This is a genomic window from Cytobacillus dafuensis (genome assembly GCF_007995155.1).
GTDB classification, from domain to species: Bacteria; Bacillota; Bacilli; order Bacillales; family Cytobacillaceae; genus Cytobacillus; species Cytobacillus dafuensis.
Genome location: NZ_CP042593.1, coordinates 651,673 through 663,853, shown reverse-complemented (window position 1 = coordinate 663,853; position 12,181 = coordinate 651,673). Strand labels below are relative to the sequence as shown.

Below are 12,181 nucleotides of genomic sequence, written 5' to 3'. Positions count from 1 at the left end.
TGCTACAATTCATAACTCCAATGTTAACAAACCACAATCCACCGCCCCCAAACCTTTGGTATGAGTAGTTTTTTAAGCATCACATCATGCCGCCCGTAGTCTGCTAGAGTGTAATATTGTTAACGTTGAGTGCATAAAGTGCGGTAAATCAACGTTTTGGATGTTTTTGGTTGTAACATCTTTAACGAGGATTTACCGTTTTTCGGGGGAAGACGTTAGCAAAATGTTAGCAACTTCAAACAGATATGTTGATACAGTTGTTTTCACACTCTACTTGGGTCGAATGGACAAAATGGATGTCTCCATTTGAGGGAACATATCAACAAATTTTCACTATTTCATCGTTTTTCTCCTAATAACTTAATTTTATTTTAAACTACCCATTCCTTTGAATCAAACCTTCTCGTACAGTCCACTTTAAAAATATTAATAAAGGTTGACTGTAACGTTACGTGATAGTATAAACTATAGTTAATTAAAAGGAGGACTTCTTATGAAGAAGGTACACGAAGTATGTAAATCAATTGGCGTGACTAGGCGTACTCTGCATTATTATGATGAAATTGGACTTTTATCACCAACAGTACGCACAGAGTCTGGTTATCGACTATATGATGATATGGCAGTGGAAAAGCTCTTTAAGATTTTATTGTTGAGTGAATTGGGATACTCACTAAATGATATTCAGGAGATGATGAATAATCCAGACGTTGACCTGAGAGATTCGATAGGAAACCAAATTAAAATATTAAATAAAAAAAAGGCGCGGTTAGAGAATCTAATTGGATATGCAAACACAATTAAATTGACTGGAATCATTCCTCTCAATTTTAAAGAATACGGTGATATTACATTTGAGGAATTTATAGAGAAATCTAAAAACACTTATAACATGAATATGTTTACAAATAATACAGAAGGAATAAATAATCCTCTTGATTCTAAATTAATTCAAAAAGCTGAAGAACTTCTCACACTACCGGAAAAGGAGTGGTACGAGTATGAGACATCTGAATTACTTGAAATACTTGAAATGGCAAAAAACATATTAAGTGTTACCGATTTTAACGAAATACGGACAAATAACGAGTTGATGGATGAATTTATGAAATTTGTCGACAAGGATGTAAGTTCAAAAGAGGTGCAGGAGCATGTTGAAAAATTGTATGACTATATGAACAAAGATAAGGATCATCCTATGTCACTCGGCAACTTTTCACTGATTGGGAAAACTTTCGCAGCTGGAGGAGATGTTGATATGTTGTTCACCAGTAGTCTCGGAAAAGAAACTACTGATTATATAGCAAAAGCAATTCAGGTTTATTGTGACAATTTTACGGTGGAGCAAAGAGAAGAAGAAGGAGGACGAAGATAATGGATACAAACTCGTTAACTATGAAATACACATCAGAGGAGGACAAATCAACCATTATAACTGAAGAAAAGCAAGAAAGGAATCTCCCAATAGGTTTAGATAATGTAATATCTTTAGTAACTTCAGTTGCAATCCCTTATGCTGTTTTTGAGTTTGCAGTAAAAACATCAAGCTATAATGGGGGAGCAGCCATTTTGCAAGCTCTGAAAGGTTTCGGGATTGGCGGTGTGGGTGTAAAAGGTGGTATTGCTACACTGCTACTCGGTGCCGGAACGACGTATGGAGGCACGCAAAAGATGCTATCTTTTATTGGCGGAAAAGTTTTAAAGGCTGATTACTCTACAGGCGAGAAAACAAAAGAAGAACTTATTGAGCATATCATTCACCTTCCAATTTCAAAAGCATTGCAGTGTTCACTTATAAAACAAATTAAAAAGTTCTAGTAGACTATTTGATTCTTACAGATTATCGGAAAGGTGATTATAGCTTAAGAATGAAAGATTCCCTGATGTTGATTGCAGGTGTGACCGTTGCAATTCATACCTAAATGGTCAGTCAGGCTTTGATGACCATAAATATATCTGGCAATGTACGGAATGTGGGCATAAAAATAGCATTTCAAGTTCGAACATTTACGAGTCTGAAGATTACTACAGAAATCAAAATTAGGAGGATAACGAAAGTGAAAAAAACGGCAATTATTACCTCTTGCATGGCTCTGCTCATGATCCTATTTACGGGGTGTAGCTCCACGCTGAAGAGTTCGGGAAACGGCGGCACCCCCCCTACAAATGCAACTGAAAGCAAAGCTCCCGAAAAGCAAATACCTGACTTGACGGGCGAATGGAAACAAGCGAATAGCAAGTCTGATGAATCTTATCAAGCTGCTACAATAAGCGGTGATACGATTGAAATTTATTGGGTAAGTGATAAAGGCGATACAAAATCACTTTATTGGGCTGGCTCTTTTGTCGCTCCAACAACTACTGACGCGCCCTATAAATGGGATTCAAAAAATGACCATAGTATAACTGAAAATGCTTTACTTGCTTCAAGTGATGATACTAAAACTATGACATATCAAAACGGCGTATTAAGTTATGAGGCTTCTGCTATGGGGACAACTACAACGGTTAAGCTCGAAAAGCAAAAATAACAACAACAAAAAGAGCAGTGAGCCTTCGTGCCTGCCCTTCTATGAGTGTCCACTAGGTGTATACAACTATCACGAATTAAATACTTCCACTACATATATTTTCTTGATAGAAATTAATGTTTTGTAGTCTGCTAGAATGTAATATTGTTAACTTCAAGTGCAAAAAGTGCGGTAAATCAACGTTTTGGATGTTTTTAGCTGTAACATCTTTAACGGAGATTTACCATTTTTTTTAAAGGATTGCTTTAGCAAAATGTTAGCCATTAGTTTCAGGTATTTTAAATAACCATTAACTTTTTTAACAACTATGAATTTACACGGTTTATATGCGTAAATATTCAGGTGTTGCAATTTTTTATCATTAAGGATTTTTACCTAATATAATTGTTCCTTTTAGAATATCATCTTTTGTAATAAAATTTATCCTATAGTTAGCCGTTTTATTGCACGTAGGACAATGAACATCCCAGTTATCCTCAACCTGTATATTAAAATTATTGGCTGGATATTTATATAGAGGCCTTGGATATCTGTGTTTTTTCCCATTAATCACCATATTTCTCAATCCTCTGTTATCATACGAACAAGAACTACAAAAATTAGCAACCCAAACTTCATCTCATTCTTCACAGATATATGTTGTTTTCCATCTTAGTTTACTTCCATAAGGATCTTTTTCTCCCCTAATTCCATGTATTTTTTTAGTTTGATGCCAAAAGAGCATATTCCTCTTTAGTCCGAATATTTGGCAATGAAATTAAAAGAATGCAGGAAAAAGTGCTTATAAAGATATCTAAGTAAAAGTATGTATCTATCCTAAATTACATAACTTAAATATTGTTAGTTCAATCTGTAAGTCAAAGATAAGACACCTTATTTTTAATGGTGTCTTATTTTTTCAAAAGAAGAAAATCAAGCATTTTCTGAAGATACTGGTGGTCGGGATATAAATGGGATAGAAACCCTTATTTTATAAGGGTTTCTGGTGTGGTTGTGTGAAAACGATGTAAATAATCCCCTTGGGCATTAAGTATATTTTCGGAAATATTCCAACCTTTCCTATTGATCATCTCTATACTTTAGCAATGAGGTATTTTTTGTAAATACAACATTATGATACTTAGGCATACTCTTATACCTTGCAATAAGCATATTTCTTGTGTCTGCCTTCTCAATTTGTTCTAAATACTCGAAATAACACTTTCCTTGTACCCTTAGATTTTCTGCAGAATAATACTTTTTTACAAATTCAATAAATAAATCTTTATGGCGTTTATTCTTTACCTTTGTATTAAATAAATGTTCCTTAAAAGAGATTTCTATACCTATAAAATTGAGTTTACCGGGATAACCTAACTCATTAATAAAATATTCAATTACTGTTTCCCTGAAAGTATCCGTATAGATACAATTAAGAAACGTAATTTGACTTGAATTAAGTAAATTATCTTTAAAGATGCCACCATCTTTTATAGTATGAAAGCCTTTTTTAAGATTCTTCCCTTTCGTTACAGATATATAACTATTTAATGTATTTTTCAATTGACTACCACTTAATCCCAAATCAGAAATCAGTATTAATTCATCAAATTTGTTTTGCTTTTTTAACTTATCGATGTCACCGTTAATTCTTTTCTCATAAATTGTATCTCTCTCGAATGTTTCTTTATATCTTAAATATAATATTTGATGCAAACCATTATCATCATTTTTTGATTTTAAAGGGAAGAAACAATCATTACCATTACTATGATCAACCTTTTCCTTAATTATATCTACAAACGATTTCATATCTTCCTCGGTAAAACATCTATAGGATGATACTACTTTTAGAATCGATTCATAATATTTAGATTCAACGTCTAATAAAAATGTATTTAATCTTCTGTCGGCTTCATTTCTTGAAACATCGCTTTGTAGTCTTATAACATCCAAGGCCTCTAAATAATAATCTGTATTTCTAATGGTTGCATTTATAACAAGATTTTTTTTATCGTAGTTACCTTTTTTATTTTCTATAATTTCTATTGTCTTACCTAAAGCATTTGGTAAAGCAACTAATAAATTCCCATCAAAATAGAGATAATTTAAATCTAATAGCCTGTAAATTTCTTTCGATGTAAGTTCTTTTTGGTCTTCATTAGAACCGAATTCATAAAAAGATATGTCTTCAATTGGAAAATCTATCTTAGAGATTTTAATTAATGACTCGTCATTAATATGCCTTTCTATTTCAACAAAATTAAGCTGAGTAATATCAGTAGATAATTTGGTTACTTTCGCCAATTCTTTTATTAAGAAATCAACAATAAAGTTTATATCGTCGAACTCCATGTTGGACTTTATAGATCCTATAATATCATTTATAACTTGAGTTAAAGAATTTACGTTAACTTTACTAGCTGAATAGATTAGATGCTTCTCAAATGTATTATTCTTGTAAAGAGAATTATATAAATTTAGGATTTTGATGTTACTTGAAGACCTATTTATTTGTATTTTAGTTCTTATATCTGATATAAGGTTCTTTTTATTCTCAATTGTATTTACATAATCTCTAATACTCATTAGTTTTGAAAGCTCTATTGAATAAATATTTTCTCCTTCTGTTAATAGATATTTTTCTAAATTATTATTAAAAATTTCTAAGTAAACAATTATTTCTTCATTATTAGTTATGCTTTTAGGTATAAAATCATCCTTAAAGTCATTAACATTTATGTGATATTCTAATGGACCAAATGTATAAGACAACGGAGCAATTCTTGCTTTTAAAAGAGTATTAATTAATTCGTCTGTAAATTTAACTTTATTATTTAAAATTGGCTCTGATTTTTCTAAAACCAAAACCTTATCATATTTACTAAATGTAAGGTTCAATGAATTATTTGACTCTATAAAAGCACCTCTCTCAAATACATTAACGTACTTACCATTAAATTCACTTTCACTTTTAACTTTAAGAACAAAATCAAGTGCCTTAAACAAATTCATAGAATTTATTTTTTCTTCCAAGTTCATTAATCTTTCTTGGATATTTAATTTCATAAATTTATATTGACTATTGTCATACCAACTTTCAGATTCAATAATACTTTCACTATAGTCTACAAATATTTCAGGTCTTCCTCGGACTAACAGTTCATTATTTTTCATCATTACTATTCGGTTATTATAACGAATGTTTTTTATTGCGGTCTCATCATTTGGGAAATATCTAGAATCTTCGCTCAGACACCAATCAAGAAACTGTATATTTTTATCTTTAGTAATCTCCCTTACCTTATGCTTCATTTCTTCTCTACCACTAAATTCCTTATTTTCAAATAAATAAAGAAATAAATATAAAGCATAATCTTCCTCGGTTTTATTTGTACCTAGGTTAAGATCTATACCTTCTTTCTTAAAGATCCTAGTTAGAATAAAAATTACAGACCCATCTTTGATTTGGTTCTTATTTATAAGTTTTTCGTAGTTATACCATTCCTGAGTACTAATTGATTCCACTGTCATTTGATATAGATTGTGAAAGTTGCACCAAATTTCAATGATCTTATTTTCATCAATATACAAAGAAAGGTACGCAATTAAATTAAATATTAATTGTTTTATATGATCTTTATATACATACTGAGCATGCTCAGATAAAGTAATATAAAGAGTTTCAACTAGTCTCGTATTATCATCTAATTCATGAGAATTAGTAAGTATTTTATCCATGATTTTGAGAATATTAATTTTATCTTCAATACTCTGGAGATATTTAAGAATCTGATTTAATAAATCTTGATCCCATTTAATAGCTTTAGTGTGTTGCAACAACATTATAAAAATATCCAAATCCTGTTCATCATAGATGATTCTTAAATTACATCCACTTTTTAAGATTACTCTGTATAATTCTATCTTCTCGTATGGTTCCAATTCTTCATTTACATAATACTTCAATATTTGTTCAATTGTCACTATTGGTACTTTTTCGATATTTCTTGATAACTCATTGATGAAATTTGCTCTAGATAACCCATAAATATGGTCATAAAATTTCAAATCTACTTTTTCAAGGTTACCAAAAATTATATTTTTATAAAAATGCTTAAACAAACTACCTCTACCTATAATACTACTTGTAATCTCTAATATTATTTCTTCAAGTTTTGATTGTATGTAGTCATTATTAATTAAATGTGTTAAAAAAAAGGGCAAATGCTTTATGTTAATGTTTTCTTCTTGGTTTCTAAACATCTTGTTTAATAGGGTAATTGCCTTATCAATTACTTTCTTAGGTGCAGTTGCCTCATCTATACCATCAATAAAATACTTCTCTAAATCCTGACTTATTACATCATACTTTAAGTCCGAAACGTATCCTTTCTTTACCTTGTGATTTAATTCTAGGTCCCTTGTCCCTAAATGAGTTTTAATCAAATTAAATAATTCTTCAGCTTTCTCTTTGGTTTCAAGAACTATTACCAAATCATCTACATACCTAAAATAATGTTCGAATCCTTCTATTAGCTTACTGTTAATAAGTCGGTCCAAAGAAGACAAATATATTTCTGCTAAATAACGAGCAAAAGCTGGTCCTTGTGGTACGCCTTTTTCTGAGGTTCTTTCAGCAGCATAGATTAAATACTCACACATATTAATATAAAATTTTTTTTCAGTAGTATTTAAATTTCTTAACACTAGTTCTACCATTGGAGTTGGTTTACTATACAACATTTCTCTCAAAAAAACTTGATTAATTTCTTCGTAGAAACTCTTTATATCCAATTTAAGAATATAATAATTATCGTATGCTTCGTTTAAAATCTTATCCTCAATATCCTTTACATAATTTAACCAGAGCGTATTCCAGTTAACAAATATATCATTTTTTTTAAAATCATAATTTAGCCTATAACTATATGAATTACTTGAACTAAACTCTCCATATAATATTTTGTTTATTTCGAACATAATTGCAGTCGTAAGTACACGATCTCTTGCTGATAAACCAAATAAAATCCTTTCTTTATCTTCTTCGTTCCGAATAAATTTGTTAAAAGTGATATTAGGGAATTTTCCGAACTTTATTTCTTCCAGCAAATGAGAAAGTTTTTCTTCATTAAGGCTATCTAAACTATCATATACATAGTTTAGAGGTATTTCATCATTTTGAGTTAAATATTTTTTCTCTGACTTTATTACCCATTTTAGGATATCTAAATTTTGTGACTTGGTTTCAATTTCAATATCATCTAATAGCTCAAGTACATTAGATATTGATTGCGATTCGCAATAATTGCATTTTATATTATATTTATTTTGCAAATAGGTTAATGAAGGAGGAAAATAGTTTTCCATTAAAAAAAGCTTTTCTTTCGTAATTTCTTCGTTATATATATCAGCATCACGTGAAAAATACTCGATTAACAAATCCTTTCCAAAGGCTATGTTATCTTTTGTTTTTAATCTAACTATTGTCCCAACAAGCACTGTGCGGTCAAGCTCTGTTAACTGATTAATATCTTTAGAGAATATATACTCGTAAACTTTACATTTCGATAACATTTTAATTATTTGATTTAAATGAAACTGTCTTTCTGTTTTCCCCGTAACTCTATCAAACTCTTTAGTTTCCTCTAAGGAATTTATATTTAAGATATCAATTAGGCGATCAACAGAGTTATGCTCCACTTGTTCAATTAGAAGTTTTTGATCGATTAAGAATTTCTCTGTTATCTCAATAAGAGGAAAGAGGTTTTTATAATCATCAATCACATACGAATATGAATTACTTTTCAAGTGATAGGAAAGAGGGACTTTTACACCTAGACCAATTTTATTTCCCTTTGGTTTATTATTTTTAGGGAACTTATCTACTGTAATAGGACTGTCTTTTTTATCAATATAATCAAACTTAGTAAGGCTTAATATGCCATTTAGCAAGGTGCTACCCAACTGTTTATTAATTTCTTTATCCAAAAAAATCCAAACGTGAAATCCTCTATTACCAGAGTATTCAAGCAAGTATTTTATGTTGTAATTATGTAATGTCTCTATTATCTTATGTAGGTCATTTATTAACATTGGTTTATATAGGCTATCTTCATGAAAATTATAATCCTCGTAAAGTACAGAGCTTTTTATATCAAAATCAAGGCAGAGCCATTTTAATTTATCGAATTTTTGTTGATAGGCCATTATAGCTTGCTTATTTTCTATAGCATTTTTGATTACATTAGGATCAATTTTATTATATATAGTTTTATATACAACAACTCTATTATCATCAAATTGTTGTTTCCCGTAAGCTTCTTTATTATAAAAGAATCTCCTTTCAAGTACTTTAGAGATTTCCTTTAAATTATTATTATCTATTTTTTTGCTCAACAGATTTACATTAGTCATTAAAATAATCCCTCCTACCTTATTGCTTTTGTCATCTATATTTTCAATAAAAAATTTTATTGATTTAGCTTTTGTAATAATTTCCCTCATTTATCATCTGGTCATCTATCTTTTCTTGCCACTGTTCTTTTGCTTCTTCGATACTAGAAAGATAAGAGGCTAAAAATTCTTCCCACTTATCGTCTTCAAGAAAAAAGAAATCCAAGTATGAAGCCTTCTCTAAATCAATGAACTCTTTCTTATACACTTCACGTCTTCCGTAATTATCGTGTTGCTGCGAATATAGGCTCTGTAAATTGCTAATGAGTTGGTTAAAACGTACGTCCGGCTGATATTCCCATATTTGCTGGAGCAATGATAATACTCTTTTAATCCTTCTTGGATCACGCATTGTAATACCTTCTTTATCGATAATTTCATTATTCTTCACATTTCGACATCTCTCTGTTTATTTTACCAAAAATTTCATCCAAATAAATATTTGTTATCTATTAAAGTCTGCAAAATCACAAGATATTATGATTCATGAATTTTACCGGTAAATTAATTCACCTAGATCCAGTAACCAACAAGCGAAAACCGCAGTTACTTGATTTTATCCATTCTGGAGATCATCATGTGCTGCGGTTTTTTCTTCTCAAAATTTAAAGAAAGAGGAATTGCCAATGAGCAAAGAGCAAAATCCTAGTGAAGTCCAAACTATCAAACTAGATCTTTATAAAATCTATGAAATATGTGAATCATATGGAGTTTCAAAGGAAGTCATTTCAAGTTTCCGAACTCTTCAAAGGAGGTTACAACATGCAAAAAATTCTACAAGAGCTAAAGGTAAAAAGCGGGTTTAATACTAAGCAAAAAGCTGAAGAATTTGCTGCCACTCTAATTCATGAATTAAACCAAGGAACATATTTAGAGGAAACAGATAAAATTTTTAGCGACTTTACAAAAGAGTGGCTTCCCGTTTACAGCGAAGCAAAAGATGTAAAGCCCGGAACCATCAGAGTACGAGAACACGAAATCAGTAAGTTGTTACCCTATTTCTCACAGCTAAAATTAAAGGACATTAACAGAAAAATGTATCAAGATGCGCTAAATGACCTAAAGGATCAAGGATATTCAGACAGTACAAGGGATGGAGTCAACCACACAGGAAGAATGATTTTCCGAAAAGCATTAGAATTGGAGCTAATTAAAAAGGATCCGACAGAGTTTGCTTATGTAAAGAAGGATAAGAAAACCATTGAACAATTAGAGGAAGAAGAAGTTCCAAAGTATCTTGAAAAAGAAGAGCTTGCCCTGTTTTTAAATACAGCCAAGGAACATGGTTTGGAACACGATTACTTGATGTATCTGGTTCTTTCCTATACTGGTATTCGAGTTGGTGAATTAGTGGCACTCAAGTGGAAGGATGTCGATTTCGTGAACCACACGATCAGCATCACGAAAACGTATTACAATCCAAGCAACAATGCGCTTAAATTTCAACTGGTTACTCCAAAGACAAGAAAATCAAGAAGAAAAATCATTGTAGACGAAGAGGTGATAGAGGCTTTGAAGGAGCATAAAAAGGTTCAAGAAAGGGTAATAGAGCGGTTAGGTACTATTTATTTTAACCACGATTTTATTTTTGCCAAAATGGAACGACAATTTGGTTATCCCATCATAATTAAAAATGTCCGAGACCGAATGAAAAGGCTGCTTAGAATAGCTAGCCTAAATGAAGATTTGACTCCGCATAGTCTAAGACACACTCATACGTCACTTCTTGCTGAGGCAGGTGTATCACTCGAACAAATTATGGACAGGCTTGGTCATACCAATGATCAGATTACGAAAAACGTATACCTTCACGTAACCCAAGAAATGAAAAAAGAAGCCTCTCTCAAAAGTTCGCTGAACTCATGAGAAGCCTCCGTTAATTTACCTCAATGTTAGCAAAATGTTAGCAAACCACTCTCATCTTACTACAAAACCCAGTCATATCAAGGGTTTGAGGGCGTTATTACATCATGCCGCCAATTCATCAAGGTAAATAATAGGTATAAATATATCTATAGAATCATTGATATTATAGGGTTTTCATTTTTCACTTAAAATATTTTACAACAGGAGAAAAAATACCTATGAGCATAATTAAGAGCATTTTTATGAGCATTGGGTGAGGAGACTTTTCTTTACCTTTTACACAGCTATCAGCTCTTATTCCATGTTTTTAGGCAAAACCTATAAGTGTGCATCCCAGAAGTAACGACTATCGTTGTGTCAGCAGTGCGGCTTGTGAATTGTTGCTTTGCCAAAATGTCTAAACCAAACTTTTGGGTAGGGGAACTCCTGGTTCCATTCTATCCAACGGTCTTCCGGCATATTTTGGGGTCCTACGAGCTTTGGACTAGTCCAAAGTACAGCGCCGTTTCTGTCTTTAAGAGAGATTCCACCGTAAAATACCCATGCATCACCTGAACCACTTGACTTCACTCGAGCATACCACACGGCCCTTCCGTCAGGAAAGAGGGTAAGCTTTCTATCCTCCATCGTACAATCGCCCCTGCGGAGAGATCCCGGCCACGTCACCACAAGTGGCTGCCTGTTATGAATGTCCCATTCGTCAACATACTCCATCTCAGTAGAGACGTCAATTGGCAAGCTCTCAACATCTATTGGTGGGAGATCCCTGCATTTTTTACATCCAGGTACAGAATAAGATCTAGGTACGTAATAGGAGCCGGGTTTAGAATAGTTGCCAGGTACAGAATAGGTTGGTACATAAAAGGAGCTAGGTACAGAATAAGATCCAGGTACATAATAGGAGCCGCTTGCAGGAGGAACATCTTGGAACATAGGATCACCATGAGGTCGAAAAGGATAAAAGTGATACTGCATAAATATCTCTCCTTTAATTACTTAATAAATTTAAAACCATTATATTAAACTGTAAAAGTTTTAGATGATTGTCTATGCAAAATTGTGTAAATACCTAACATTTATAGCATCAATGGTCTTGTTTAATAAAAAGTATAGTACAGGTGACTTTGTAAAAGGACGAACATAAAATATCAAGCTGAAGAAACAACCCTTATTAAATCAGTAGACGATCCTACTCCGCCCACTTCTTTAAGCTTGTTTTGGCGTAGAGTGAAGAAGATCAATGCGAACAGTGCCTGGCACTGTTCGCCTCCATCTCATCCTTCCATTGGACTTTTTTCCTTTTGAGGTCGATTACATTCTTTTCGAGATCCCCAAACCCCTCTTACCTT

General features: G+C 32.0%; 8 protein-coding genes. 5 read left to right on the top strand and 3 right to left on the bottom strand.

Features of this window, described 5'->3' with window-relative positions:
* Positions 1-493: 493 nt before the first annotated feature.
* The 3 genes from FSZ17_RS03440 (at position 494) to FSZ17_RS03425 (ending at position 2,531) form a co-directional block, all read left to right on the top strand.
* Positions 494-1,375, top strand: a complete 882-nt coding sequence (locus FSZ17_RS03440) for a MerR family transcriptional regulator (RefSeq protein WP_057776278.1) — start codon at positions 494-496, stop codon at positions 1,373-1,375.
* Positions 1,375-1,818 carry a hypothetical protein gene (locus FSZ17_RS03435; protein WP_057776277.1) on the top strand — a complete coding sequence of 148 codons (444 nt, stop codon included), beginning with the start codon at positions 1,375-1,377 and terminating at the stop codon, positions 1,816-1,818. Before FSZ17_RS03440 ends, FSZ17_RS03435 begins: the two co-directional genes overlap by 1 nt.
* Before the next feature lie 239 nt (positions 1,819-2,057).
* Positions 2,058-2,531, top strand: a complete 474-nt coding sequence (locus tag FSZ17_RS03425; protein ID WP_057776276.1) for a hypothetical protein — start codon at positions 2,058-2,060, stop codon at positions 2,529-2,531.
* Between the two features lie 1,059 nt (positions 2,532-3,590).
* Here the strand turns inward: FSZ17_RS03425 and FSZ17_RS03420 are convergent.
* Positions 3,591-8,927 carry a TOTE conflict system archaeo-eukaryotic primase domain-containing protein gene (locus tag FSZ17_RS03420; protein WP_057776274.1) on the bottom strand — a complete coding sequence of 1,779 codons (5,337 nt, stop codon included), beginning with the start codon at positions 8,925-8,927 and terminating at the stop codon, positions 3,591-3,593.
* Positions 8,928-8,991: 64 nt separating this feature from the next.
* Positions 8,992-9,357 carry a hypothetical protein gene (locus FSZ17_RS23270; RefSeq protein ID WP_057776273.1) on the bottom strand — a complete coding sequence of 122 codons (366 nt, stop codon included), beginning with the start codon at positions 9,355-9,357 and terminating at the stop codon, positions 8,992-8,994.
* Positions 9,358-9,592: 235 nt separating this feature from the next.
* Between FSZ17_RS23270 and FSZ17_RS23265 the strand changes: the two genes are divergently transcribed.
* Positions 9,593-9,772 carry a hypothetical protein gene (locus FSZ17_RS23265; protein WP_057776272.1) on the top strand — a complete coding sequence of 60 codons (180 nt, stop codon included), beginning with the start codon at positions 9,593-9,595 and terminating at the stop codon, positions 9,770-9,772.
* Positions 9,729-10,832, top strand: a complete 1,104-nt coding sequence (locus tag FSZ17_RS03410; RefSeq protein WP_185150662.1) for a tyrosine-type recombinase/integrase — start codon at positions 9,729-9,731, stop codon at positions 10,830-10,832. Before FSZ17_RS23265 ends, FSZ17_RS03410 begins: the two co-directional genes overlap by 44 nt.
* A gap of 357 nt (positions 10,833-11,189) precedes the next feature.
* On the opposite strand, the gene FSZ17_RS24070 is transcribed toward FSZ17_RS03410, so the two are convergent.
* The gene (locus FSZ17_RS24070; RefSeq protein ID WP_407643440.1) at positions 11,190-11,459 is read right to left on the bottom strand and encodes a DUF6294 family protein; all 270 of its coding nucleotides are present in this window, start codon (positions 11,457-11,459) and stop codon (positions 11,190-11,192) included.
* Positions 11,460-12,181: the final 722 nt, after the last annotated feature.

Excerpts from the sequence above, each read along its gene's own strand:
- FSZ17_RS24070 (WP_407643440.1), bottom strand. The coding sequence starts at position 11,459 with ATGGAGGATAGAAAGCTTACCCTCTTTCCTGACGGAAGGGCCGTGTGG.
- FSZ17_RS03435 (WP_057776277.1), top strand. The coding sequence starts at position 1,375 with ATGGATACAAACTCGTTAACTATGAAATACACATCAGAGGAGGACAAA.
- FSZ17_RS03410 (WP_185150662.1), top strand. The coding sequence starts at position 9,729 with ATGCAAAAAATTCTACAAGAGCTAAAGGTAAAAAGCGGGTTTAATACT.
- FSZ17_RS23265 (WP_057776272.1), top strand. The coding sequence starts at position 9,593 with ATGAGCAAAGAGCAAAATCCTAGTGAAGTCCAAACTATCAAACTAGAT.
- FSZ17_RS03420 (WP_057776274.1), bottom strand. The coding sequence starts at position 8,927 with ATGACTAATGTAAATCTGTTGAGCAAAAAAATAGATAATAATAATTTA.
- FSZ17_RS03440 (WP_057776278.1), top strand. The coding sequence starts at position 494 with ATGAAGAAGGTACACGAAGTATGTAAATCAATTGGCGTGACTAGGCGT.